The 24,952-nt window shown below is 71.5% G+C and carries 25 protein-coding genes and 1 tRNA gene; 10 read left to right on the forward strand and 16 right to left on the reverse strand.

The features are described 5' to 3' along the window. Window positions 1–39: 39 nt before the first annotated feature. From AB0B86_RS19340 to AB0B86_RS19360, 5 genes are all read right to left on the reverse strand, one after another. Window positions 40–3,660, reverse strand: coding sequence for an adenylate/guanylate cyclase domain-containing protein (locus AB0B86_RS19340; RefSeq protein WP_357403937.1), 3,621 nt, complete (start codon window positions 3,658–3,660; stop codon window positions 40–42). Next, window positions 3,657–4,493, reverse strand: coding sequence for an MBL fold metallo-hydrolase (locus AB0B86_RS19345; RefSeq protein ID WP_357403935.1), 837 nt, complete (start codon window positions 4,491–4,493; stop codon window positions 3,657–3,659). Before AB0B86_RS19345 ends, AB0B86_RS19340 begins: the two co-directional genes overlap by 4 nt. 134 nt (window positions 4,494–4,627) lie before the next feature. Continuing rightward, entirely contained in the window at window positions 4,628–5,089 is a 462-nt protein-coding gene (locus tag AB0B86_RS19350) for a RidA family protein (protein ID WP_357403933.1), read from the reverse strand. Next, complete coding sequence (locus AB0B86_RS19355) at window positions 5,086–5,241, reverse strand: DUF4177 domain-containing protein (protein ID WP_007466198.1); 156 nt, start codon at window positions 5,239–5,241, stop codon at window positions 5,086–5,088. Before AB0B86_RS19355 ends, AB0B86_RS19350 begins: the two co-directional genes overlap by 4 nt. Before the next feature lie 45 nt (window positions 5,242–5,286). After that, window positions 5,287–5,769, reverse strand: coding sequence for a hypothetical protein (locus AB0B86_RS19360; RefSeq protein ID WP_357403931.1), 483 nt, complete (start codon window positions 5,767–5,769; stop codon window positions 5,287–5,289). A 678-nt stretch (window positions 5,770–6,447) separates the two neighbouring features. Here AB0B86_RS19360 and AB0B86_RS19365 point away from each other — a divergent pair. Genes AB0B86_RS19365 through AB0B86_RS19375 form a run of 3 tightly spaced genes read left to right on the forward strand, consistent with a single transcriptional unit; the run spans window position 6,448 to window position 9,152 of the window. Next, window positions 6,448–6,942, forward strand: coding sequence for a hypothetical protein (locus AB0B86_RS19365; RefSeq protein WP_357404152.1), 495 nt, complete (start codon window positions 6,448–6,450; stop codon window positions 6,940–6,942). Between the two features lie 26 nt (window positions 6,943–6,968). After that, the gene (locus AB0B86_RS19370) at window positions 6,969–7,946 is read left to right on the forward strand and encodes an ArsA-related P-loop ATPase (RefSeq protein ID WP_357403929.1); all 978 of its coding nucleotides are present in this window, start codon (window positions 6,969–6,971) and stop codon (window positions 7,944–7,946) included. A 54-nt stretch (window positions 7,947–8,000) separates the two neighbouring features. Beyond that, window positions 8,001–9,152, forward strand: coding sequence for an ArsA-related P-loop ATPase (locus tag AB0B86_RS19375; protein WP_357403927.1), 1,152 nt, complete (start codon window positions 8,001–8,003; stop codon window positions 9,150–9,152). Window positions 9,153–9,158: 6 nt separating this feature from the next. Here AB0B86_RS19375 and AB0B86_RS19380 read toward each other — a convergent pair whose 3' ends face one another. After that, window positions 9,159–9,479, reverse strand: coding sequence for a WhiB family transcriptional regulator (locus tag AB0B86_RS19380; RefSeq protein WP_184179440.1), 321 nt, complete (start codon window positions 9,477–9,479; stop codon window positions 9,159–9,161). A 407-nt stretch (window positions 9,480–9,886) separates the two neighbouring features. Here AB0B86_RS19380 and AB0B86_RS19385 point away from each other — a divergent pair, with 407 nt between their 5' ends. Next, a complete protein-coding gene (locus tag AB0B86_RS19385; RefSeq protein ID WP_357418839.1) occupies window positions 9,887–12,328 on the forward strand; it encodes a transglycosylase domain-containing protein in 2,442 nt (813 codons plus the stop codon). 117 nt (window positions 12,329–12,445) lie between these two features. On the opposite strand, the gene AB0B86_RS19390 is transcribed toward AB0B86_RS19385, so the two are convergent. Next, window positions 12,446–12,901, reverse strand: a complete 456-nt coding sequence (locus AB0B86_RS19390) for a GatB/YqeY domain-containing protein (RefSeq protein ID WP_357418842.1) — start codon at window positions 12,899–12,901, stop codon at window positions 12,446–12,448. A 25-nt stretch (window positions 12,902–12,926) separates the two neighbouring features. Between AB0B86_RS19390 and AB0B86_RS19395 the strand changes: the two genes are divergently transcribed. Together AB0B86_RS19395 and AB0B86_RS19400 are read left to right on the forward strand one after the other, a co-directional pair. Then, window positions 12,927–13,820, forward strand: a complete 894-nt coding sequence (locus AB0B86_RS19395) for a metallophosphoesterase (protein ID WP_357403921.1) — start codon at window positions 12,927–12,929, stop codon at window positions 13,818–13,820. A 70-nt stretch (window positions 13,821–13,890) separates the two neighbouring features. Continuing rightward, a tRNA-Pro gene (locus AB0B86_RS19400) sits at window positions 13,891–13,964 on the forward strand. Window positions 13,965–14,134: 170 nt separating this feature from the next. On the opposite strand, the gene AB0B86_RS19405 is transcribed toward AB0B86_RS19400, so the two are convergent. After that, complete coding sequence (locus tag AB0B86_RS19405; protein WP_357403875.1) at window positions 14,135–14,554, reverse strand: hypothetical protein; 420 nt, start codon at window positions 14,552–14,554, stop codon at window positions 14,135–14,137. Between the two features lie 80 nt (window positions 14,555–14,634). After that, the gene (locus AB0B86_RS19410) at window positions 14,635–15,276 is read right to left on the reverse strand and encodes a class I SAM-dependent methyltransferase (RefSeq protein WP_357403873.1); all 642 of its coding nucleotides are present in this window, start codon (window positions 15,274–15,276) and stop codon (window positions 14,635–14,637) included. Between the two features lie 139 nt (window positions 15,277–15,415). On the opposite strand from AB0B86_RS19410, the gene AB0B86_RS19415 reads away from it, so the two are divergent. Beyond that, window positions 15,416–15,985 carry a SigE family RNA polymerase sigma factor gene (locus AB0B86_RS19415; protein WP_357403871.1) on the forward strand — a complete coding sequence of 190 codons (570 nt, stop codon included), beginning with the start codon at window positions 15,416–15,418 and terminating at the stop codon, window positions 15,983–15,985. Then, complete coding sequence (locus AB0B86_RS19420; RefSeq protein ID WP_357403869.1) at window positions 15,982–17,457, forward strand: hypothetical protein; 1,476 nt, start codon at window positions 15,982–15,984, stop codon at window positions 17,455–17,457. The genes AB0B86_RS19415 and AB0B86_RS19420 overlap by 4 nt, the downstream gene beginning before the upstream one ends. A 73-nt stretch (window positions 17,458–17,530) precedes the next feature. Here AB0B86_RS19420 and AB0B86_RS19425 read toward each other — a convergent pair whose 3' ends face one another. Further along, entirely contained in the window at window positions 17,531–18,004 is a 474-nt protein-coding gene (locus AB0B86_RS19425; protein ID WP_357403867.1) for a hypothetical protein, read from the reverse strand. A gap of 150 nt (window positions 18,005–18,154) precedes the next feature. Here AB0B86_RS19425 and AB0B86_RS19430 point away from each other — a divergent pair, with 150 nt between their 5' ends. Continuing rightward, window positions 18,155–19,438 (forward strand): MFS transporter, encoded by a 1,284-nt coding sequence (locus AB0B86_RS19430; protein ID WP_357403865.1) that lies wholly within the window; start codon window positions 18,155–18,157, stop codon window positions 19,436–19,438. Between the two features lie 251 nt (window positions 19,439–19,689). On the opposite strand, the gene AB0B86_RS19435 is transcribed toward AB0B86_RS19430, so the two are convergent. Beyond that, window positions 19,690–21,396, reverse strand: a complete 1,707-nt coding sequence (locus AB0B86_RS19435) for a bifunctional metallophosphatase/5'-nucleotidase (protein ID WP_357403863.1) — start codon at window positions 21,394–21,396, stop codon at window positions 19,690–19,692. Window positions 21,397–21,685: 289 nt separating this feature from the next. Between AB0B86_RS19435 and AB0B86_RS19440 the strand changes: the two genes are divergently transcribed. Then, entirely contained in the window at window positions 21,686–22,474 is a 789-nt protein-coding gene (locus tag AB0B86_RS19440) for an alpha/beta fold hydrolase (RefSeq protein ID WP_357404150.1), read from the forward strand. A gap of 60 nt (window positions 22,475–22,534) precedes the next feature. On the opposite strand, the gene AB0B86_RS19445 is transcribed toward AB0B86_RS19440, so the two are convergent. Genes AB0B86_RS19445 through AB0B86_RS19465 form a run of 5 tightly spaced genes read right to left on the reverse strand, consistent with a single transcriptional unit; the run spans window position 22,535 to window position 24,848 of the window. Next, window positions 22,535–23,182 carry a histone deacetylase gene (locus tag AB0B86_RS19445; RefSeq protein ID WP_357403861.1) on the reverse strand — a complete coding sequence of 216 codons (648 nt, stop codon included), beginning with the start codon at window positions 23,180–23,182 and terminating at the stop codon, window positions 22,535–22,537. A gap of 12 nt (window positions 23,183–23,194) precedes the next feature. Beyond that, window positions 23,195–23,695: a hypothetical protein gene (locus AB0B86_RS19450; protein WP_357403859.1), complete on the reverse strand. Its 501-nt coding sequence runs from the start codon at window positions 23,693–23,695 to the stop codon at window positions 23,195–23,197. Further along, window positions 23,692–24,282: a CDP-alcohol phosphatidyltransferase family protein gene (locus AB0B86_RS19455; RefSeq protein WP_357403857.1), complete on the reverse strand. Its 591-nt coding sequence runs from the start codon at window positions 24,280–24,282 to the stop codon at window positions 23,692–23,694. The genes AB0B86_RS19450 and AB0B86_RS19455 overlap by 4 nt, the downstream gene beginning before the upstream one ends. Beyond that, window positions 24,279–24,506: a hypothetical protein gene (locus tag AB0B86_RS19460; protein ID WP_357403855.1), complete on the reverse strand. Its 228-nt coding sequence runs from the start codon at window positions 24,504–24,506 to the stop codon at window positions 24,279–24,281. Before AB0B86_RS19460 ends, AB0B86_RS19455 begins: the two co-directional genes overlap by 4 nt. Then, complete coding sequence (locus AB0B86_RS19465; RefSeq protein WP_357403853.1) at window positions 24,507–24,848, reverse strand: helix-turn-helix domain-containing protein; 342 nt, start codon at window positions 24,846–24,848, stop codon at window positions 24,507–24,509. Window positions 24,849–24,952: the final 104 nt, after the last annotated feature.

The raw sequence follows: 24,952 nt of genomic DNA on the forward strand, positions 1-24,952 counted from the left end.
ATCGATCGAAGGGCTCGGTCAGGAAGCCGTCACCAAGGGTCAGGCGGGGATGGCCAGCCGGGCACGGAGGGCGTTGGCGGCAGCGCGTTCGCTGCGCTGCTCGGTCGCGTACGCCAGGCGGACCGCCTCGTCCGCGGAGGACCGCGCCTCCGTCGGGTAACCACAGGCAGCCAGCGCCTCGGCCAGCACACTGGCCGCGATCACCTGGCTACGCACGTCCTCGGCCGGCGCGGCGACCGCCCGCCGGGCCCAGTCCAACGCCTGCTCCCGCTGACCGTGCGCGAGCAGGGCCGCCGCGTACTGGGCCATCGTCTGACGGCGGGAGAGCAGCAACGAGGGCGCGTTCGCGGCGGCCGTCGCCACCGGGGCGAGCAGCCCGACAGCGGTCGCCGAGTCGCCAGCGGCCAGCCGGGCCGTCGCCAGCAGCACCCGGGGTGCCACCTGGGCGGGGGCCTGCGGGTTGTGCGGCTCCACGGCCGTCAGCACCGAGCGGGCCGCCCGCTCGGCGGTCTCGCAGTCGCCCAGGTCCAACGCCACGAAGCCGCGCAGCGTGCCGGCCATCCCGGTGAGCAGCGGGTGCGAGGTGCGCTCGGCGTACGCCAGGGCGTCGGCGAGCAGGTCCGCCGCGTGCTCCGGTTCGCCCAGCCCACGCGCCACCACCGCCCGGACCACGAGCGCGAACCCGCGCCCCCAGTCGTCGGAGGCGGCGGCGAACTCCCGGTACGCCCGCCGCGCCTCCCGGTCCGCCTCGGCCAGGTCGCCCAACTCGGCGGTGGCGAACGCCGCCACCGCACGGAGCGTGCCCACCGCCCACGCCTCACCGACCCGCTCGCCGAACGGCAGGAACACCTGCGCCATCCGGCACGCCTCGCGGAGTCGACCGGCGAGCAGCCGGGCGAACGCCGTGGTGCCGCGCAGCCAGGCCCGCCCGTACGGGTCCTTCAGCTCGGCGAAGAGCCGGGCGGCCCGGCCGAGCACCGCGTCGGTGCCGGCGAAGTCACCCCTGGTGGTGGTCACCCAGGCCAGGTTCTGCAGCGACCACGCCTGCCCGCGCCGGTCCTGCGCACCGAGGCTGACCTGGTACGCGGCAGCCAACCGGCTGCTCGCCTGGCTCAGCCGCCCGGCCACGAAGTCGGCCATGCCGAGCCGGCGCATCGCCGTCGCCCGCTGCACGGGCAACCCCGCGGCAGTGGCGACCTGCAACGCCTCGTGCCAGGCGGTCATCGCCCGACCTTGATCACCAAGTGTCTCCTGGGCCTGCCCGGCGAGCAGCAGGGCACCGACCCGGGTGGCCTCGTCCCCCGCGTTCGCGGCGATCTTCTCCGCGTACGCCAGCGCGTCGGCGACCCGGCCCACCTGGAGCAGCGCCCGCGCGTGGACCACCCGATCGGCCGCCGGCACCCCGTCGCGGGCCAGTTCGGTGGCGCGTTCGGCGTACTCCACGGCCAACACCGGCTCACCGTCGGACAGCGACCGGCGGGCGGCCCGACCCAGCGCGGCGACGCCGAGCGGCACCACCGCCCGCGCCGGCGCGTCCGGGCGCAGCTTCACCGCGTCGGCGAGCGTCGCGGCCCGCTCCACGTGCGTCGCCACGAAGTCGTCCCGGGCCTCGTCGGTGAACCCGCCCACGGCGCTGCCCGCGGCCCCGTCCGCCGGTGCGGCCCAGCGGGCCAACGCGGCGTGCCGCTCGGCCAACTCCGCCTTGCTCACCCCGGCGTACGCGGCCTCCCGCATCAGCGGGGTCGCGAACGAGTAGCCGACCCGGGAGCGGTGCAGCATCCGGCGTTGCAGCAACTCCTCGACAGCTCGGTCCAGCTCGACGGCGACCACTGCCGACGGCCGGCCGTCCCGGCCGGAGCGCTGCTCGCGCATCGCCTCCAGCGCACCGGTCGGCACCGTGTCGCCGATCACCGCGGCGTCGCGCAGCACCGAGCGGGCGTCCGGCGGCAGCGCGTCGATCCGGGCCGCGAGCACGGCGGCGAGGTCACGGGAGAGCAGCCGGCTGCCGAGCGAACCGGGCACCAGCCGCCAGCCGGCCGACGAGCTGGGGTCCCGGTCGCCGGAACCGGGCCGGGCGCCGCGCGCCGTTTCCGTGGTGAGCGCCCCACGCTCGATGAGCAGGGTGACCAACTCGGCCAGGTAGAACGGGTTGCCCTGTGCGGTGGCGAGCAGCCGGTCCGCGTCGGCCGGCGGCAACTTGCCACCGCCGAGGTAGCTGGTGAGCAGCCGCGCCGCGTCGGCACCCCGCAGCGGCGGCAGGGAGTGCACCTCGGCGTCCGCGACCCGGGTCAGCGCGCCGGCGGTACGCACCAGCTCGGGGCGGCCGAGCAGCAGCACCAGCACCGGGCCGGCGAGCCGGGACAGGGTCAACCCCAGCGCGCCGATCGTCTCGGCGGTGGCGTCGTGCAGGTCGTCCACCACGATCACCAGTGGCGCCTCCGAGGCGAGCCCGCTGAGCAGGTCGGCGACCGCGTTCGGCAGCACCTCGGCATCCGCGGTCGAGGCGCCCGACCCGCTCCACTCGCCGGCGTCGGTGCCGGCGTGTGCCGACAGTTCGGCGTACCCGAGCAGAGCGAGCAACTGCTCGGTGGCGATCGGCGGGGTTTCCCCGCCGGAGCGGGCGAGCCGCTGCCCGAGCCGTCGCAGCCGCTCCTCCACCGCCGGTCGGGTAAGCGCGGTGGCGGCGTCAGTGGGCAGGCCGACGGCGGCCCGCACCAGGTCGGCGAGGGGCGCGAGCCGGCGTCGCTCACCGAACGCGGCGCAGCGCACCGAGAGCACCCGGGCGCCCGTGTGCGCCGCGTACCGGCCGGCACCCACGTCGTACCCGGCGGCGAGGCGCTCCACCTCCGCGGCGAACCGGGACTTGCCGATGCCCGCCTCGGCGGTCATCAGCAGCACCCGCGGGTCACCCTGGTCGATCACCTCGGCGAGCCGCCCGGCGATCCGGCCGATCTCCGTCTCCCGGCCGACGTACGGCGCCTCGTCACCGAGCCCCGACCGGGTGCCGGGCGCGTCCAGCAGACCCAGCAGCTCGTACGCCTCGACCGGCTCACGCTTGCCCTTGAGCCGCAGCGGACGCAGTGCCCGCCAGGAGGACACGTGCCGGGTGGCGGCGGCGGTGCGCCCGCCGGCGTAGACCGCGCCGACAGCGGCGGCGTCGGCGAGCCGGGCGGCGGTGTTCACCGTGTCGCCGATGACCGTGTATTCGATGGCGGCCTGGATGCCGGCGATCACGTCGCCGGTGTTCAACCCGACCCGCAGCCCGAGCGGCGCGCCGCCGCCCCGCTCGTCGTCGAGCACCCGGCGGACGGCCCGCTGCATCGACAGGGCGGCCCGGACCGCGCGTTCGGCGTCGTCCTCGTGCGCCACCGGCGCACCGAAGACCGCCATGATGCCGTCACCTGTCAACTTGTCGACGTGCCCGCCGAAGGTCTTCACCGCGCCGGCGAGGGCGGCCAGCACCCGGTCGGTGACCGCGCCGACCCGTTCCGGGTCGAGGTCCTCCGACCAGGAGGTGAACTCGGAGAGGTCGCCGAAGAGCACGGTGACCACCCGACGCTCGGCCGCCGGCAACGTGGCGGCGGCCGGCAGCGCGGCACCGCAGTTGTGGCAGAACCGCGCACCGGGAACGGCTACGGTTCCACACACGGGGCAGGTCACATGTGCTCCAACCCACTGACCCCGGGTGCGGATTCCCCGCTGCCGACACCCAGATATTCCAACTGCGCGCGGACCGACCACTCAGCCGCCCACCAGAGCGAGCGGTCCACGTCCGCGTAGACCACCGCGACCACGTCGGCGGGCGTGTCGGCGCCGGCCGCGACCGCGGCCCGGACCTGGTCCAGCCGGGCCCGGCGGTGCGCGAGGTAGAAATCGGCGGCGGCGGCGCAGTCGGCGAGCGCCGGGCCGTGCCCGGGCAGCGCCGGAATTCCCCGGTACGCGGACAGCAACTCCAGGCTGGTCAGGTAGTCACCGAGGTGCCCGTCCGGGTGTGCGACAACGGTGGTGCCCCGGCCGAGGATGGTGTCACCGGTGAGCACCACCCGCTCGTCGCCGTGCTCGACCAGGAAGCACACCGAGTCGGCGGTGTGTCCCGGGGTCTTCAGCAGACGGACCGCCAGGCCGAAGTCGCCGAAGTGCTCGCCCGGCTCGCTGAGCGGCTCGGCGCCGATGGTGTGCGCCGGGTCGACGGCGAGGACGTGGACCCCGCCGAGCAGCTCACTCAGCTGGGCCGCGCCCTCGGTGTGGTCGGGGTGGCCGTGGGTGATCAGGATCAGCCCGATGGGGCCGTGTTCGGCGATCCGGGTCAGGTGCCCCTCGTCGGCCGGCCCGGGGTCGACCACGATGGCGGACCCGGCTGTCGGGGCGCGCAGCACCCAGGTGTTTGTGCCGTCGAGGGTCATCGGCCCCGGGTTCGGCGCGCGCAGCAGTGTCACCCAGGTCGGCAGTCCGTCGGCAAGCGCCGCCGCCGGCGCCGTCACGTGCCCGCTCATGGCTGCGATGGTACGACCCCGCCCACCCCGCCCCACGATCTTGCCCACCGAACCAGAAGGAAGGGCCCCTGATCAACGCTTATGTGGAGAAAGGGGCCCTTCCCGACGGCGGACGGGCGAGCGACGCCGAAGCGTCAGGCGACCTCGACGATCAGTTCGATCTCCACCGGGGCGTCCAGGGGCAGCTCGGCCACCCCCACGGCACTGCGGGCGTGGCGGCCGGCCTCGCCGAAGACGGTGCCGAAGAGGTCGGAGGCACCGTTGATCACTGCGGGTTGACCGGTGAAGCCCGGCGCGGAGGCCACGAAACCGGTCACCTTGACCACCTTGACCACGTTTTCCAGGCCGACAAGCGAGTCGACAGCGGCCAGCGCGTTGAGCCCGCACCGCTGGGCCAGATCCTTCGCCTGCTCGGCGGAGATCCCGGCGCCGACCTTGCCGGTCGCGAGCAGCTTGCCCTCGGCGATCGGCAACTGGCCCGAGACGTACACGTGTTGACCGGACTGCACCGCCGGCACGTAGCTGGCTACCGGCGGCACGACCTCGGGCAGGTCGAACCCCAGCTCGGCGAGTTTCGCGTGCGGACCGTTGCTCACGCCTTCGGCCGCTTCAGGTAGGCGACCAGCTGGTCGGGGTTGGGCCCGGGGACCACGGCGACGAGTTCCCACCCGTCCTCGCCCCAGTTGTCGAGGATCTGCTTGGTCGCGTGGACCAGCAGCGGGACCGTGGAGTATTCCCACTTCTGCATCGCTGAAGGGCTCCCTCTCGGTGCGGAATTTGTTCGAGGGACAGCCTACGGTCCGCTGGCCGGGCGAGGCGCGGGACGCTGCTCCGGCGCGGCCGGCACCTCCCCGCAGAGCCCTTCGTGCTCGTACCCCTGGGGGCAGCGGGACCGGTCGGGCAGCAGCAGGTCGCAGAAGACCCGGTGCCGATTGTTCTGGTCGTCGGCGTTGGAGACGGTGGTCTCGCCCGCATCCAGCTCGGGTAGGAAGCCCAGCGACACCGCGACCCGGCCGGCCAGCACGGTCGCCGCCGCCAGGCTCGGCACCCGGATCGGTAGGTGGATGACGAAGCCGGGCTCGTCGTCGTCGCGGGCCCGCTCGGCGGCGTGGCCCGGTGCCCGGCCCGCCTCCACCTGCTCCGGCATCCGGCGGTACGACCGTTCGTTGACCGGCTGGCCACCGACCTGCCCGCCGGCCGGGACCATGGGCCCGGACCGGTGCGGCCGTTCGTTGGTCGGGAACTGGGTGCGAGGGATGTTGTCCACGTCGCGCATGCACTGCCTCCGGTCGTACCGCTCGGATCACTCTTCCGGTCCGGACCCATTCGTCCGTTCCGGCCCCCGCGCCGGGACGAAGGTAGGTCCGGGGCCGCAGTCCCGCCAATAGGACGCGCCCGAATGGCCACCTACAGTCACATATGCGACAGAGGCCAGGTAAATGACCAGATGGTGCTCCGGACGCCCGGTCCGGCCGGCCGGGTCGGTGGGCAGCCGCGCGGCACGGGCGACACCACTGCGGTCATCGACCGCTACCCTTCCGGTCGGGCGGTCGCGCAGCGCCCGGCAGCCCGCTCGATCACGCTCGACGCCAGGGGTGGCGGCGGGCGCCGCACCCCCCGGGGGAGAACGATGACCCAACCGCCAAGCGGCGACCAGGCCCGCCCACCCGCTCTCCCGCCGACCCAGCCGGAACCCACGGATCAGCCCGGCGTCGCGGCCACCCCCACCCAACCGGCCGCCGCCGCGCCGACCGGGCAGCTCGCGCTCCCGGCGCCGCCCGCACCGGCGGCGCTGCCCGCGCAACCGACCATTCCCGGCCCGGCGTTCCCGGCACTGCCCGCGCAACCGACCATCCCCGGCCAGCCGGCCTTCCCGGCGCCGACCGGCGGGGCTGACGCTGCCGGCACGTCGGCCGCGATCCCTACCCAACCCGGCACGCCGGGCCCCTCGACCATCCCGCCACCCCCACCGGCGTACCCGCCCTATCCCGGGGCGGCCGAGCCGAAGAAGAAGCGCGGTCTGCTGATCGCGGTGATCGCGCTCGTCGTGATCATGGTGCTCTGCGTGGGCGGTGGCGTGCTGGCGTTCCTGACCCTGCGCAACGCCGAGACCGGCGAGGGCGCCAAGGAGCCGGCGGTCGCCGTCGACGAGTTCCTCACCGCGGTCTACAAGGACCGTGACGCGACCAAGGCGGCCAGCCGGGTGTGCGCGGCCTCCCGCGACGACGGCAAGATCGCCGCGAAGGTGGCCGAGGTGCAGAAGTACGCGTCCGAGTACCAGAACCCCCGGTTCAAGTGGACCACCCCGAAGGTGGACAACCAGACCGGTGACCGGGCCACCGTCTCCACCCGGGTCACCATGACCACCGCCGACGAGAAGGTGGCCGACCAGGACCTGCGCTTCACAGTGGTGCAGAAGACGGGTTGGTGGGTCTGCGAGGTCGCCTGACCACCGGGCGTGGATAGGCTCGACGGGTGTGTGCAGCTGAGCGGCCGTTCGACCCGGCCGGTACCGGATGGTCGGCCCGCCTCCACGTGGTGACCGGCAAGGGTGGCACCGGCAAGACCAGCGTCGCGGCGGCCCTGGCCCTCGCGCTCGCCGCCGGGGGCCGGCGCACCCTGCTTGTCGAGGTCGAGGGGCGGCAGGGCATCGCCCAACTCTTCGGCATCGATCCGCTGCCCTACGAGGAGCGGCACCTCGCCGAAGCGCCGGACGGCGGTGAGGTGCGCGCCCTCGCGGTGGACGCGGAGGAGGCGCTGCTCGAATACCTGGACATGTTCTACAAGCTGGGTGCGGCGGGGCGGGCGCTGCGCAAGCTCGGTGCCATCGACTTCGCCACCACAATCGCACCGGGTCTGCGGGACGTGCTGCTCACCGGCAAGGTGAAGGAGGCCACCACCCGCACCTCGGGGCAGCGGCGGGCGTACGACGCGGTGGTGCTGGACGCCCCACCGACCGGGCGGATCGGTCGGTTCCTCAACGTCACGGCGGAGACGGCCCGGCTGGCCAAGGTGGGCCCGATCAAGACCCAGAGCGAGGGGGTAGCCGCGCTGCTGCGCTCCCCGATCACCGCGGTCCACGTGGTCACGCTGCTTGAGGAGATGCCGGTGCAGGAGACGGTGGACGCCATCGCCGACCTGACCGCTCTCGGTTTCGGCGCCGGCAAGGTGATCGTCAACGGCACCCGGCCCCCGCTGCCCGCCGGCCAGGCGGTCACCGCCGCCGAGCTGAGGCGTGGGCTGGTCGCCGCCGGACTGCCGGCCGATCGGGACACCGTGGCCGGTTTGCACCAGGAGGCGCGAGACCAGGTCATCCGGCGGGAACTGGAGGATTCGCTCCGCGCCGACCTGGTGGAGATGGGGCTGCCGATGGTCGAGCTGCCGTTGCTGCCCGACGGGGTGGACCGGGCCGGGCTCGCGACACTGGCCCAGGCCCTCGTCCGCGCCGATTGACTCACACCTGGGCGCAGCACGGGCGCGTGGACCCACCCGGCCCGATACGCTCGATTGGTGCCTTCCGAAGACGCGGCGCCGCAGCTGGACGTCGACCAGATCCTCGCCGACCCCGGCGTACGGATCATCGTGTGCTGCGGTGCCGGCGGGGTGGGAAAGACGACCACGGCCGCGGCGCTGGCGCTGCGGGCGGCCGAGCACCACGGCCGGCGCACTGTGGTGCTCACCATCGACCCGGCCCGCCGGCTGGCCCAGTCGCTGGGCCTTACCGAGCTGGACAACACCCCCCGCCAGGTCAAGGGGATCGACGTCGAGAGCAGCGGCGGCGAGCTGCACGCCATGATGCTCGACATGAAGCGCACCTTCGACGACGTGGTGTTGCAGCACACCGATCCGACGAAGGCCGCGGAGATCTTCGCGAACCCGTTCTACCAGGCGATGAGTTCGACCTTCGCCGGCACGCAGGAATACATGGCGATGGAGAAGCTCGGCCAGCTGCACGCCCGGGGCGACTGGGACCTGATCGTGGTGGACACTCCGCCGTCCCGCTCGGCACTTGATTTCCTGGATGCCCCGGCCCGGCTCTCCCGCTTTCTCGACGGCCGGATGCTGCGGCTGCTGCTGGCTCCGGCGCGCAGTGGCGGACGGAGCATGTTCAGCCTGGTCACCGCCTCGTTCGGGATGTTCTCGAAGGTGGTGCAGAAGGTCCTCGGGGCGCAACTGCTCACCGACCTGTCCGGCTTCGTGGCCGCACTCGACTCGATGTTCGGGGGTTTCCGGCAACGGGCCGAGCAGACGTACCGGATCCTGCAGGCGCGGGAGACGGCCTTCCTGCTTGTCGCGACGCCGGAGCCGGACGCGGTCCGGGAGGCCGCCTACTTCGCGGGCCGGCTGCGGGAGGAGCGCATGCCGCTGGCCGGCCTGGTGCTCAACCGGGTGCACCGACCAGCGGTGCCGGAGCTGGACGCCGAGCAGAGCCGGGTCGCCGCCGAGCGACTGACCGAGCTGGGTGGGCACGAGGCCACCGCCGACGTGCTGCGGGCGCACGCGGCGCTGGCCCGTCAGGCGGTACGCGAGCAGCAGGTCGCGGCGCGGTTCACCGAGGCGTTCCCGGGGGTGCCGGCGGTGTCGGTGACGGCACAGCCCGCCGACGTGCACGACGTCGACGGGCTACGGACGATCGGCGCGGCGATCAGCCGGCCGTGACCGTCGTCAGTTGGCCGCACTGACGAGGATCTTGTCCTTTCCGGCCTTTTCCTTGCTGTTCTTCTTCATCGCGGCCTCGAACATCTTGCGCCAGCTCGTCACCTGCGGGTGTCGACGCAGCAGCGCCCGCCGTTCGCGTTCGGTCATGCCGCCCCACACACCGAACTCGATCCGGTTGTCAAGCGCGTCGGCCAGGCACTCGTACCGAACTGGGCAGCTCCGGCAGATCCGCTTCGCCACGTTCTGTTCGGCGCCCTGTACGAACAACGCGTCCGGGTCCCCGTTCTGACACGCCGCCAGCGACGGCCAGTCAGTGATCATGCCCATGTGTACACGTCCCCCCTTGCAGTACCTACCGACCTCGTCGATGCACGCCAGCCGGCAATTCCCCCCGATCGCCCGGCTCGCCTTCCCCAAGGCGGCACGGACGACATGTGGCGCTGTCGCCGACCCCATCATGCTCTGTAGTCGACTGATTACGCAACGTTGTCGGCGAAATCCATCATTCCGGACACTCCCGGCTTCCCGGGCCTTCGACCGCCGCTTACCCCGCCGAGGTCGGCGATAACGCTGCGCCGCCTCATCCGATCGGAGGAGACTCACGCCGGGTCACACGCAACCAAGCACCGGGGGTCGTGCGTTTAGCACAACGAGGGCAGCGCGCGCAGGAAATGGGGAAAGAACGCCCCGGCAGCCCTCGTTCCCTACTCGCGTACCCTGTCGAGGTGACCTGGATGCGGAAACGTGACCACAATGTGCTGACCAACGCCGCATCGCTGCTGGTGTGTGGCCTGTTGGCCGGCGTGGTGGTCGCTGCGGCGGCCTTTCCCGCGGTGGCGATGTCCGGCTTGGCCGCCAAGGCCGGCGCCGAGACATTCGGCGCCCTGCCCACGGAGCTGACGGTGGCCCGCGCGCCACAGATCAGCTACCTGTTGGCGTCGGACGGCAAGACACCACTCGCGACGATGTACGACGAGAACCGGCGCGACGTGAAGCAGGCCGACATCTCTCCGTACATGCAGAAGGCCATCATCGCGGCCGAGGACCACGACTTCTACAAGCACAACGGCGTCGACATCAACGGTGTCGCCCGGGCGTTCGTCAACAACCAGAGCGAAGGCTCCGGCCGGCAGGGTGCCTCCACGCTGACCATGCAGTACGTCCGGCTGGCCATCGCCTACTCGGCCACCCACCCGGCCGACGTGGTCGCGGCGACCGAGGACACCAGCGCCCGCAAGCTCCGGGAGATGCGGCTGGCCCTCCAGGTCGACAAGGAATTCTCCAAGGACGAGATCCTCACCCGCTACCTCAACCTCGCCTCGTTCGGCAACGGCGCGTACGGCATCTACGCCGCCAGCCAGGTCTACTTCGGTAAGCCGCCGAGCAAACTCAAGATCGAGGAAGCGGCGCTGCTGGCCGGCATGGTCAAGGCACCCACCACGAACGACCCGACCACCGAGGCCGGCTACCCGCTCGCCAAGGACCGGCGCGACTACGTCATCCAGAACATGGTCGAGATCAAGGCCATCACGCAGCAGGAAGCCGACGCGGCCAAAGCCGTCGAGCTGAAGGTGAAGGACAAGCGCACCCCGAACGGCTGTGTCGCCGCGAACGTCAACAGCTGGGGCTTCTTCTGCGACTACTTCTACCGCTGGTGGTTGCAGCAGGAGACGTTCGGTTCGAGCAGGTACGACCGGGATCGGCGGCTGAAGAGTGGCGGCTACACCGTGGTCACCTCGATCGACGTGCAGGCCCAGAAGGGCGCCGACGCGGCGGTCCGCCGGTCCAAGAGCGAGAACAGCAAGGAAGCCGCGATGGTAGCGGTGGTCGAGCCCGGCACCGGCCGGGTCCGGGCGCTCGCGGTCAACCGGCAGTTCAAGCTGGACGACCCGAAGAACCCGAAGAACAAGATCTCCAGCGATCCGGCGAAGAGCAAGAAGAAGATCCGGGGCAACTACCCGGCGACTGTCAACCCGCTGCTCACCGGCGGTGACGGCATCACCGGTTACCAGGCCGGCTCGACCTTCAAGATCTTCACCATCCTGGCCGCGCTGGAGAAGGGCCTCCCGCTCAGCTACACCATCAACGCGCCACAGCAGTTCAAGTCGGAATACATCATCAGCCCCAGCAGCGACGCGGCGTGCCCCGGTACCCACTTCTACTGCCCGACCAACTCCGGCCTGAAGGCCGGTGGCGTACAGAACATGTGGACCGCGTTCGCCCAGTCGGTCAACACCTACTTCGTCCCGCTCCAGCAGCAGGTCGGCGCGGAGAACGTGGTCAGCGCCGCCAAGCGGGCCGGCATCCAGTTCCGCACCGACGAGGACCTGACCCTGGAGAAGGGGGCGCACCAGTGGGGTGCCTTCACCCTCGGCGTCTCGCAGACCACCCCGCTGGACCTCGCCAACGCGTACGCGACCCTGGCGGCGGACGGCACGTACTGCGAGCCGATCCCGGTGCAGGAAATCCGCGACCCGGACGGCAACAAGCTGGACATCGCCAACCCCCGCTGTGAGAAGCGGTTCAGCACCGACGTGGCCCGCGCCGCCGTGGACGCCGCCCGCTGCCCGGTCGGCGACAACTCCACCACCAGCAAGTGCGGAAGCAGCCGCACCGCCGGCGTCGTGAAGGGCATCGTCGACGCGCCGGTGGCCGGCAAGTCCGGCACCACCGACTCGGAGAAGACCGCCGCCCTGGTCGCCATGACCAAGCAGTACTCGGTGGCCGGCATCATGGCCGACCCGGACTGGCCGCAGACGAACGTCAAGATGAAGCACAAGGAGAAGGACGGCATCAACCCGCCGGTCTACGAGACGTTGCGGGATGCCATGAAGGGCAAGGACCGCATTCCGTTCGCCGCGCCGGGCCAGAAGATCTCCGAGGGTGACCAGCGCAGCATCCCCGACGTGAAGTGCGTCTCGGTGGATCAGGCGAAGTCCCGGCTCAAGGGCGCCGGTTTCGAGCCGGTGGTCTCCGACGCGAAGGTGCCGTCGTCCTGCCCCGCGGGCACCGCACACGGCACCAGCCCGGACGGGCGCACCATCAAGGGTGGCGTGGTCACCATCCAGGTGAGCAACGGTGGCGGCGGCGGCACGCCGGGCACTCCCGGCGGCGCCGGCCAGCCCGGTCAGCCCGGCGGCCAGCCGGGTCGACCCGGTGGTCGACCCGGCGGCTGAGTCGGCGAGGAAGACACGACGGGCGGGCACCCACAAGGGGTGCCCGCCCGTTTCCGTAGGTCCGGACCACCGCAGCCCGCTGACGCTCCGGGGAACGCCGACCGGGACGCCGGTGGATCAGAGGCCGAGCTGTCTGCGTACCTCGGCGGCCACCCGGCCACCCTCGGCCTGGCCCGCCACCGCGGCCTGGGCCGCCTTCATGGCCGGGCCCATCTGGGCCTTGCCGGTGAAGCCACCCGCGGCGAGCGCCCCCGACACCAGCTCGGTCAGCTCGGCGTCGGAGAGCTGCTTGGGCAGGTAGCGGTCCAGCACCTCACCCTCGGCGGTCTCCTTCGCGGCCTGCTCGGCGCGGCCGGCGTCGGCGAACGCGGTGGCCGCCTCCCGGCGCTTCTTGGCTTCCTTGGTCAACACCACGAGCACCTCGTCATCGGTGAGCTCGCGCTTGGCCTTGCCGGCGACCTCGGCGGTGCCGACGGCGGCCAGGGCCATCCGCAGCGTGGAGGTGGTCAGCTCGTCGCGCGCCTTGAGCGCGGAACGCATGTCGGCGGTGAGGCGGTCCTTCAGCGTGCTCATGGACGGTCAAACTACCCTGAACGCCATGCGAAAGCGCACACTATTCCGGCTTGCCGCCGGAACCGCCACGGTCGGCGCGGCCACGCTCGCGTACGCGTCGCTCATCGAGCGCAACATGTTCACCCTGCGGCGGTACGACGTGCCGGTGCTGCCGGCCGACGCGGAGCCGCTGCGCGTGCTGCACCTCTCGGACCTGCACATGATGCCCGACCAGGCGCGCAAGCAACGCTGGGTGGCGTCACTCGCCGCTCTCGACCCCGACCTGGTGGTGGTGACCGGCGACAACATGGCCCACCCGAGCGCGGTGCCCGGAGTGCTGCGGGCCCTGCAACCGCTGCTCGACTACCCCGGGGCGTTCGTGTTCGGCTCCAACGACTACACCGGCCCGGTGTTGAAGAACCCCTTCACCTACTTCCTGCCCGACCGCGAGTACACCGAGGGCGTCGAACTGCCCTACGAGGAGCTGCGCCAGGTGTTCACCGGCGCCGGCTGGGCGGATCTCAACAACGCGCGGACCACGCTGAAGGCCGGCGGTCGGCAGGTCGACCTGGTCGGTGTGGACGACCCCCACATCGACCGGGACGACTACCCAAGCGTCGCCGGGGCGGTCTCGTCCTCGGCGGACCTGTCCATCGCGGTGACGCACTCCCCCGAGCCGCGGGTGCTCGACCAGATGGCCGCGGACCGCTTCGGGCTGCTGCTCGCCGGGCACACCCACGGCGGTCAGGTCTGCGTACCGGGCTACGGCGCCCTGGTGACCAACTGCGGCCTGCCCCGGTCGATGGCGCGCGGTCTGCACCGCTGGCCCGGCTCCGACTCCTGGCTGCACGTCTCCGCCGGCCTGGGCACCCACCCCACCGCCCCGGTCCGCTTCGCCTGCCCCCCGGAGGCCAGCATCCTCACCCTCATCCCCCGCTGACCGCCCCCGGAGGGCGGGGGTACCGAGTTTGACCATCCGAGCGGGTGGGCTACTATTTGTCGGCACGCCTCGGGGTGTGGCGCAGCTTGGTAGCGCGCTTCGTTCGGGACGAAGAGGTCGTCGGTTCGAATCCGGCCACCCCGACCGAGGTCAGGGGCCACTCTCCATCGATGAGAGTGGCCCCTGATGCATTCCTACAGCAGCGGCGGTCACCGCAGGCTCTCCACCAGGCGCTTGCGGGCGTCGCGGGTGGGCGTCCGAGGAGGTGGGAACCACCTCGTTGACCCAGGTCTGCACGTCTTGTGCCTCGACTGTCAGCTGTCGAGCTGTGGTGAGCCGAGTTCTTTTCGCAGTTGCCATACCAGGTTCCGGAAGGCGCTCTCCGCGGCTTTCTTGTGAGCCTCGTCAGAGTCGGGGCTGAGGTCGTAGAGAGCCCTCGCCACATCATTCGCCAGCGACACCGTCCGAGCGCTGCACAGGAGACTGAGGGTAGAGCGCGCGGACTGCATCCGGCTTCGCCACTCCCGTCGGTCGTCCTGATCCATGCCCACCTCACCCACCCTTCGATACTGGCTGAGCAAGTACCGCGTGCTGGTGAGGTAGTCGACCGCGCCTCGCAGCTTCTGATCACGGAGCCATTGCCGACGCTCCCGTTGGGCCTGAAGCCACGCGCCAAGGGCTACAACGACGAGGCTGGCGAGGGCGCCGAAGCCCGCCGCAGCAAGGTTCCCCATGGCGATGGAGGGTACGGATCGGTCGTTGCCGTGGCTAGAGCGATGGGCGTAGGCCGATGCGTGTGCCGCATGGTTGCTCGTCAGGAGTGCCGGCGGGCGAAGAGGAACGCGCCGTGCCTGTTCTCGTCGGGGCGGTGCAGCAGTTGGGCCTCGACGGTGAACCCGGCGTCGGTGAGCCAGGCGGCGACCCGGTCCGGTGGGCGGCGGTGCACGTACACGTTCATCGGGTGCCCGCCGTAGCCCTCCGTCTTCAGCCGACGCCCGGCGCCGACGTGGAAGGCGAGCAGCACTGTGCCGTTGGGACGCAGCACCCGGTGGAAGTGGGCCAGGACCGCTGGCACTTCGTCGTCCGGGATGTGGATGATGGAGAACCAGGCCAGGATGCCGGCGACGCAGGAGTCGGTGAGGTCGAGGTCCGTCATGGAACCCACAGCGAACCGCAGGCCAGGATGGTCGCGCCGGGCAATGTCGATCATCGCGGGTGAGAGGTCGATGCCGAAGGCGTCGACGCCGAGGCTGTGCAGGTGGGCGGTGATCCGTCCCGGCCCGCAACCGATGTCGACAACCGGTCCCTCACCGCTGCGGGTCAGTTCGGCGAACAACGCCAGGACCGCCCGTTCGTACGGCGCGTCGTCGAGTGCGTCGCGCAGCATCGCGGCGTAGCTCCCGGCCACCGTGTCGTACGACGTCCGGGTGTCGGCCAGCCAACCGTCGGCGCTCATCCGGGCACAGTAGTGCAGCAGTCGACACCGCCACCGCCCACGGCGGGCGGCCAGGGACGCCACGATGTGCCCGCGGCCGGCCTTCAACCTTTCGGCCCTCGACGGAGTCGTGATGGGTAACCAACCGAGGCGGGGGCTTATGGCAGTTGACGACGAGCATTTTCGAGAGTTCGTCGAGACGCGCTACATGGATCTTCTGCGCGTGGCGTACCACCTCACCGGTTCGGCGCAGGATGCCGAGGATCTGGTGCAGACGGCGCTGGTGAAGGTGATGCGTCGCTGGCGTCGGGTCGACGATCCGATGGCCTACCTGCGCCGGGTCATGATCAATCAACACATCAGCAGCTGGCGCCGCCACCGGGTGCACGAGGTGGTCACGTCGATCCTGCCGGACCGGACCGCTCGGGACATGACCGAGGCGGTGCCGGAACGGCACGCCCTGTACGCGGCGATGCGGGAGCTGACCCCGCGTACCCGGGCCGTGATCGTGCTCCGGTACGTGGTCGACCTGCCGGAGGTGGCGGTCGCGGCCACCCTGGGCTGCTCGGTGGGATCGGTCAAGAGCCGCGCGTCGAGAGGTTTGGCCCGCCTGCGGCTGGCACTGACATCCGACGCGCCGACGCCCGAACAGGTGCCGGTGACGACGACCGCAACGGCAACCGAGCCGGTACCGACCGGTACAACGACGATGACGGGAGCAACACCATGACTGTCGATGAGGAGGTGGGCCAGGCCCTGGCCGAGCTGAGCAGGACCCTGACCCCACAGCCGGATCCGTACGGAAGGGCCAGAGCGCGTTACCGGCGGGACCGGCAGCGCCGCCTTGGCGGGCTGGCCCTGGCCCTGGTGGTCTCACTGGGCGGAGCGGCATTCGCGATCGCCGACCCGGGTCGGACCACCCAACCACGACCAGCGGACTCGACCGAAACCATCGCACCCGTGCTGGCCTGGTCGAACAAACTCGTTCAGTCACCACCGCAGGGCGTCGTCGGTCAGGACCGCGACTACGTCGACCAACTCGCGCAACTCCTGTCGGCCGCGCAGCGTCAGGGCGCCTTCCCCCGGCTGACGCTGCCGTTGCAGATGCTTGACGAGCCGAACACGGTGAAGGTGCTCTTCGTCGACGACGTCGGCGGCCGGCGGATCGCGCTTGCCGCCTTCGTCCGCGGCCGGCCACACCCGGGCATCGACTGGCCGAGCGCCTCGATCTGGCTGGCCGCCGACGAGGGCGCCAGCGCCGAGCAGCTGGCCAGCCCGGCCGCCGTGCACAGCGTCGGCGACGGCCTGGAGCCCTACGAGAGCCTCACCCTCGACGACCCGGCCGGTCCGGGAAAGGCCGTCCACGTGGCGATCGCACCCGCCGGGTGTGTCTTCCTCACCGCACCGTTGCCCGATGGTGAGCCGTTCCGGTGGACCCCGGAGCCGACCGGGTCCTACCTGACCCGTACGCCGCAGACCCAGCGACCCGAGTGGTGGCGGGTCGACTGCGGCACTGTGACGCGCAAGGTGACCCCGGGTCCGGGTTCGCTGGCGTCGCGGCCGATCACCGATGCGCAGCTCGCGACCGCGATGTCCCGCGTTCGCGGCAGTGTCCCGACGCAGCGTGCCCGAGTGTTGGTGTCGCAGTACGCCCAGTCGGCGGGATACCGGCTGACCGCCCTGCCGAGCGTGGTGTGGGGCGGGCAGGTGGCCGACCTTCCCGCCCGTCCCACCGGCGGATCGCCGGGCGTTGCCGGGCGTTCGGTGGAGAGCGGCAGGGCGACACTCCTGGCCGCCCCCGTGTACGGCGGCGGCTGGGTCGGCGAGGTGACGATCGATCTCGACCAACCGAGACCCGACGGCGTACTCGGCACCGGCGCGTCCTTCACCGCCGCGACGGACCCGACCGACCCGGCCAGCGTCCTGGTGGTGCCGATCGACGGTGACGTCATCGGCGGCGAGGGCCAGCGGTCCCTGTTGGTGGTGACACCAGCGACAGCCACCACAGTACGGGTGACGCAGGACGGACGCTCGGTGACGACGGCCGTGAGCGGCTCCGGGGTGGTGTTGACAGTGCCCGACGCCCTGACGGGCCTCGTCGTCGAGGCGCTCGACGCGTCCGGGCGGACACTCGCCAGCGGGCAGGTGGCCAGCCAGGGCGCGTTGATGTCCCCCGAGACGGACACCTGGAACCAGGACTGACAGTGCCGGAACTGCCGCCAACATAGGTACTTCTGCCGACCCTGGGCGGCCACAGCGAGGTGGCCGCCCACCGTCAGTCCTGTCGTTCGGTGCGTTCGATCTCGGCGAACGCGGCGGCCAGGTAGTCGTCGAACGGCACGCTTGTCGTCGCCAACAGGTCGGCCACCAGGATCGGGGCGTGCCGGGCCAGCGCCACTGCGTCGGGCGGCGACTCGTCGCTCTCGGGGTCGTACACGCCGAGCGCGCCGGCCAGCAGGACGAGCACCACATGCGGGTCAACGTCCGACCGCCACCGCGTCGCGCCCTGCACGCACCGGGTCAACACCTGGCGGATGTCGTCGCCGGTGAGCCCGTCCGGGTGGCTCTCCTCGAGCAGCAGCCGGACCACCGCACCGAGCACCAGACCGGATCGCTCGTCGGCGGCAAGACCAACGACCGCCTCGTCGTACGCCTGACCGTCGCGTGCCTGGGCGGCGGCGACGGCTGCGGCCGCGGTCACCGCGATGGCGCGGGCGGTAGCGGGCAGATGTCGCCAGGTGCCGGTCATCGGGCCAGCATCGCAGACCCGGCGGACACCGGCCGGCCGCCACCGAGCCGAGTCGATCATCGTGGGATTGGTCACCGGACGGCCCGGCGACGGCTCGGGGCGGCGAAAACGATTCGCGGAGTGTCACACCTGACGAACAGAATGCCGGACATGCTGCGTCGTGCCCTGCCCCGCCGGCCGGATGCCCGCCGGATCATGCTCGGCACTCTGCTGTCGGCGATCGGGCGCGGTCTGACCCTGCCGTTCCTGTTCATCTACCTGACCGACGTACGCGGGCTCACCGACGCCCGCGCCGGGCTCGTGATCGGCTGGTACGGCGCCGTCACCCTGGTGCTGTCGCCGCTGGGCGGGACGCTCATCGACCGGTTCGGCGCCCGCCGGGTGGTGGTGCCCTGCCTGGTGCTGGAGGCGATCGGCACGGGCTCGCTCGCGCTGGTCCACTCGACCGGTTCGGCGCTGCTGGTGATGACGGTGATCGCCATCGGCAGCTCGGCGATCTGGTCCGGGCAGAACACGATCCTCGCGTCGTTGACCGACGACGATGAGCGGCAACGCGTGTTCGGGCTGAACTTCGCCCTGCTCAACCTCGGTATCGGCATCGGCGGCATGACCTCCGGCGCGATCGTCGACACCGCCCGGCCCGGCACCTTCCAAACGATCTACCTGCTGGACGCGGTCAGCTACCTGCTGCCGGCGCTGATCCTGCTCACCCTGCCCAGCGTGGGCCAACGCCTCGGCACCCGTCGGGGGGTCGGCGAGCCGTCGCCCGGCGGCTACCTGACAGTGCTGCGGGACCGTCCGTTCCGGCGGCTGGTGATCTTCGGACTGGTCCTCACCACCTGCGGGTACGCGCAGATCGAGGTGGGTTTCGCCGCGTACGCCATGCGGGTGGTCGAGGTGAACCCCCGGGTGGTGGCCTGGGCGCTCGCGGCCAACACGGTGATGATCGTGCTCGCACAACTGGTGGTGATCCGCCGGATCGAGGGGCGCAGCCGCACCCGGGCACTGGCGGTGGTGGGGGCGGTGTTCGCCACCGCCTGGTTGGTCCTCGGCGCGGCCGGTGTGGTGACCGGGGAGAGCGCCGTGTTCGCTGCCCTGTGCGTGGTGGCCTGCTCAGCGATCTTCGGCTTCGGTGAGACGATGCTGTCGCCGGTGATGCCCGCGCTCACCAACGCCCTGGCCACGGACGAGCTGCGCGGTCGGTACAACGCGATGAGTTCGATGATCTTCGGAATCAGCGGGGTGATCGGCCCGGTGACCGCAGGCCCGCTCATCGGCGCAGCCGACGGCCGAGTCTGGGTGGCGACGGTGGTCGGCGGTTGTCTGGTCGCCTCGTTGATCGCGCTCTCCCTGCGCCGACTGCTCAGCGCCGATCAGGACGGCCGACTGACGCCGACCGTCACCTCCCCCGAGCCGGCCCCCACCCCCGCCTGACCCACCCGGCGCCCTCGCGCCCCGGCGCGCTCAAGATCCGCGCAAGTTCCCCCGCAAGATCACGCTCGATCCTGGATCGAGTGGCATCCACGCTCCCGGAGGCCACTACTTCCATGTTGCAGCGTGATCATGCGGCCGACACATCGGGCGGACGACCGGGCGGGGCGAGACGGGATGTGGACTGGACAGAGCCGGGGACGGGTCGGGCCCCGGAGCGTTCGCTCCGGGGCCCGACGTCGCGGGGTCGGCCGTCAGGCGGCGGGGACCTCGGCGGTGGTGCGGATCCGGTCCAGCGTCGGCGCGGACACCGGCGACTGCGCGGTCAGGTAGTCCACGAACGCGTCCAGGTCGATCTGGCCGGTGACCTGGTTGGTCCCGGCGGTGAGGGCGCTGAAGCCGTCACCGCCCCCGGAGAGGAAGTTGTTCACCGTCACCCGGTAGGTGGCGGCGGTGTCGACGGCGGCCCCGCCGATGGTGAGGCTGCCCCGGACCACCCGGGTGCCGGCGCACGGGTCGGCGACCGTACCGGTGGTGCCGTTCGGGTCGACCACGTAGCCCACCGTGGCCGACGGGTACAGCGTCCGGCCGGTGACGAATTGCTGCTCCAGGACGCAGTAGAGCTGCGCACCGGTCAGGTCCAGCGTCACCAGGTTGTTGGCGAACGGCTGAACCGTGAACGCCTCCTCGTAGGTGACCGGGCCGGCGTTGAGGTCGGCCCGGACACCACCTGGGTTCATGAAGGCGGCGACAGCGCCCTGTTCGTCGTCGGTGGCCGCGAGTTGCGCATCGGCGATCACGTTGCCCAGTGGCGATTCGCCCAGACTCGTACCGAAGAGGGTTTCCTGGGTCTTGGTGATGGCCTCGGTGGTCTCGCCGACCTGACGGTCGGCGACCGGGCCGAGCACCGTCTTGTACCTGTCGATCAGGGCGGTCTGCTTCGGGTCCTTGGCGACGTCCCGGGTGACCACTACGTTGTTCGCGGCGGCGGAGATGACGTCCCCGCTCCGGCGGTCGATCTTCAGGTCGATGTCGGTGACCAGGCGGCCGAACGAGCTGGCGCTGGTCACCAGCTTGCCGTTGATGTCGCAGTTGTACGCCTGGTGGGTGTGCCCACTGACCACCACGTCGATCGACGGGTCCATCCGGTTGGCGATGTCCACGATCGGCCCGGTCATGCCGACGCAGTCGTTGATGCCACCTGTCGCCGCCTGGGCACCACCCTCGTGCAGCAGCACGACGATCGTCTCCACGCCCTTGCGGCGCAGTTCGCGGGCGTACCGGTTCGCGGTGTCCGCCTCGTCGGCGAAGGTGAGGCCGGCGACGCCCTGCTGGCTGACGATCTGCGGGGTGCCTTCCAGGGTCATCCCGATGAAGCCGACCTTGACGCCCTGCACCTTGTGGATCGCGTACGGCGCCATCAGCGGCTTGCCGGTGGCGGTCTTGAAGGCGTTCGCGGACAGGTACGTGAAGCCGGCGCCCCGGTACGGGGTGCCGTCGGCGCAGCCGTCCACCGGGTGGCAGCCGCCGTTCTGGATCCGCAGCAGCTCGGCGGCGCCCTCGTCGAACTCGTGGTTGCCGACGCTCGCGTAATCCAGGCCGGCCATGCTCAGCGCCTCGATCGTCGGCTCGTCGTGGAACGCGGCGGAGAGCAGCGGGGACGCGCCGATCAGGTCACCGGCGGCGACCGTGATGGTGTTCTGCTTCTTGGCGGCGGCGCGCAGCTCGGCCAGGTGGGTCGCCAGGTATTCGACGCCGCCCGCTGTCTGCCCGGCGATGGTGCCGCTGGACCCGCTCGGCGGTTCGAGGTTGCCATGGAAGTCGTTGAGGGCCAGCAGGGTGACGTCGACCGGCTTCGGTCGCGCGTCGGCTTGTTCTGGGCTGGTGGCGACCGCGCCGAACGCGGCCACCGCGAGCGCGGTCAGACCGACAGCGGCCCGTCGCATCCCGGTTGTGGACATGGATCTCCTCGGAAGAATCGGCGCCCGCGGGCCCGGCCTCTGGGTCGACCGGGCCGCCGCGCGACGCCGTCGTCAGGGTCGCGGTTGGCGGCGGTTGGGGATGGCCGCCTTGCTCCGACAGCCTCTCACCTGGATGCCGCCGGGTCGACCCGGGCAGCACATCGGAGCTGCGGGTACGCCGGCCACCACGGAGCGAGCACCGGTTACCGCGGTCTGCCGGTAATCGTCGTGGGCAGGGTCTAGAAAGGACGAGACGGTTGACGCGGACGGAGACAGCATCGTGAGTGACATGACACCGCCGGTGGAGCAGGTCCGATCGGCTGACGGCACGCCCATCGCGTTCGAGCGGTCCGGTGCCGGGCCGGCGATCGTCCTGGTCTGCGGGGCGTTCGGTGACCGCGCTACGACCCGTGCACTGGCCACGGCTCTGGCACCGGATTTCACAGTTTTCGGCTATGACCGCCGAGGGCGGGGCTACAGCGGCGACACCGCGCCGTACGAGATCGGCCGCGAGATCGACGACCTGGCCGCCGTGATCGCGGCGGCAGGTGGTTCCGCCGCCGTCTACGGGATCTCCTCCGGCGCGGTCCTGGCCGCCCTCGCCACCGCGCAGGGCCTGCCGGTGACCGGGTTGGCGCTGTTCGAGCCGCCGTTCCAGGTCGGCCCGCACATGGGCGTCCGGAAGGACATCACCGCGCAGCTCATCGAGCTGATCGCCGCCGACGACCGGGACAGCGCGGTGGAGACCTTCCTGCTCGCCTCGGTGGGGCTGCCCGCCGAGGCGGTCGCCGGGATGCGGACCCAACCGGTCTGGGGTGGGCTGACCGCAATCGCGCACACCCTGCCGTACGACGCGATCGTCACGGCGGGCGGGCGACTGCCGGCTGACCAACTGGCCACCATCACCGCGCCGACCCTCGCGGTGGACAGCACCGGCAGTCCACAGTGGCTGCGCGACGGCAGCCGGGCCGCGGCGGAGGCGGTCCCGGGCGGCCGATCCATCAGCCTCGACGGCGGTTACCACGAGGTGCCGCCGGCGACGCTCGCTCCCGCGCTGCGGGAGTTCCTGCTCGGCTGACGGCCTGCCCGGTTACCAGCCTGGCCGGTTGACGGCCTGCCGGCCGCGCCACGCCGGCGGTCACGCGTCGGCGAGCACCTCGCTGACCAGGGCCGCGATGGCGTCGGGGGCCCATCCGTCGGCCACGCCGGGCCGGGCGGCCAGATAGCTGGTGATCCGCTCGGTCGACCAGCCATGCGCCTCACGCAGACCGCGGGCGATCATGCCGAGGTAGATCGGCGCGGGTGGCCGGCACCGGCTCGTCGACGCCCCGCCGGGCGCGGTGAAGGTGAGCAGGGGGACGCCGCTGTGGCTGCCGGGGCAGACCAACGTCTCGTACCGGCCGGGGCCGAGCGTCGCCCGCCCGTCGGCGATGGCCGCCTCGATCGCCGCACCGGTCGCGGGGATCAGGTCGGCGGCACCCGCCGGGCGGTACATCTCCTGGGCGGCGATGTCGGCGAACTGCTCCTCGGTGACCAGGTAGGCACGGGCTGCGGCCGAGCCCGGCAGGTGCGGGTCGTAGAAGGCCATGCCTCCGGTCCAGGCCCGGGACTCGCCGGCGAAGTAGATCCCGCCCGGCAGGAACACCGGGACCGACCGGCTGGGTGGGCGTCGGTCCCGGCAGCCCGGGTACGTCCGCCTCCCCCCGGGCGGGCAGCCGCCACCGATGTACCACAGCAGGCGGGCGGCGTGCATGTTCGAGCCGTAGGCGACGTACCAGAGCACCACGACGCCCTCGTCTCAGTAGCCGGCGAGCTGCGGGGCCAGCGCGAGCGTCACGAACCTGATCGCCCGGCCCAGCAGGCACGTCGCCGCGAAGGCGGCCGGGCGCATGGGTGTGCGTCCCAGGTAGACGCTCGCGGCCAGCAGCGGTGGTAGGCCGGTGACGGCGCTGACCAGCAGCATCCCGGTCGACTGGTGGGGGCGTTCCAGCACCTCCACGAGTCGTGCGCCGGCCGCCTTCGGACGCGCCAGCATCGCGCCCAGTCGACCTGGTCGCTCGGGTGCGGCAGGCGGGCGTCGGTGGAGCCGCCGTTGCAGCCACGCCGAGCGGATCGCGCCGCGCGCACCGAGGAAGATCAGGACCTTGCCGACGGTCTGACCGGCCGCGGCGGCCACGCCGAGCGCCACGGGCGGCGCGCTGGTAGTGGTCACTGTCGCGATCAGGTACGGCTCGGCCGGGGTGAACGGCAGGAAGGCCGACAGCAGCCCGACGCCCGCCGCGCCCAGGACGGCGATCATGGTTGGGTACGCGGGAGGCCCGCCGGCAGCTTGGCGGCGCTCACCAACGAGACGGCCTTCACCGCGGTGACCGCGAGGGCGAACGTGACGGCCACTGCCACCGGCGCGAAGATCGCCAGCAGCACCACCGCCGCGGTGTTGAGCGCCTTGGCCGGCGGGGACCAGTTCCACAGGTAGATGCGTTTGTCGACCCGGGCGAAGTAGTTCGGGCTGAGCAGCGGCCAGCGCAGGAACATCAGGCTCAGCAGTTGGTCGATGACCATGAACTGGACGAGGAACACAGCGATCGGCAGGGCGGTGCCGGGCCGCAGCACGATAAGTGCGGCGGCGCAGGCCGACGTGCAGGCCCGGTCCGAGACGATGTCGAAGACCGCGCCGGTGCGGGTCTCCTGTCCCAGGCTCCGGGCGGCGGCACCGTCGAGGATGTCTCCGATCCAGTAGAGCAGGTAGGCGGCGATCAGCAGATGCGCGCTGCGCTGGGTGAGCGCCGCAACGGCGAGCCCGACGGCACCGGCCGTGCGGACGGCGGTGATGGTGTTGGGGACGTTGATGAGGGTGACCGGCGGGCTGAGGCCGAGGGCTGTCATTCGGCGTCCTTGAGGATGCGTTGCATGTCCGCGGTGCGCCGGTTCAGGTCGGCCAACTGCGCGCTCACGTCGGTGAGCAGGCGCTGGGTCTCGGCGGCCTGCTCGGCGTACTGCCGCTGTAGTTCGCCGGCGACGGCCGTCCGGGTGCGGACGCCCGCGTACCAGACGACCGAGATGAGCACGGCGGCGACGACGACGAGGAAGACCGAGGCGGTGACGTCCATCTAACTTGTTCCTTTCGGTGGGGCATCGCCGTCTGCGGCGGTGCTCAGGGTGGTGGCGGCGGTGGCCACCACGTCTGGCGTGAGGTGCAACGAGAACGGGGCGGTCTCGTAGTACTTGAGTGCCTTGCCGTCCTCGGACAACTCCAGATGCGCGGTGACCAGCCCGGCCTTTTCCAACTTCTTGAGGTGCACCTGCAGCAGCGCGCGGCTGATGCCCAGATCGCGGGCGAGCTGTGAGACGTACGCGCGCCCTCCGGTCAGTGCGGCGAGCACCCGCAGCCGGTGCGGGCTGGCCAGCGTGGCAAGGACCTCGACCAGCCGGTCACCGCTCAGCTCTCCCATAGCTCACCTTGGCTCATGCCAATTATTATTGGCAGGCGCAAACACTGCTGTCAACTCGAATGCCAGACGGCTCCACCCACAGGCCGTGTCCACAGCCTGTGGAT

The organism is Micromonospora sp. NPDC049047 (assembly GCF_040649135.1).
Lineage (GTDB): Bacteria > Actinomycetota > Actinomycetes > Mycobacteriales > Micromonosporaceae > Micromonospora.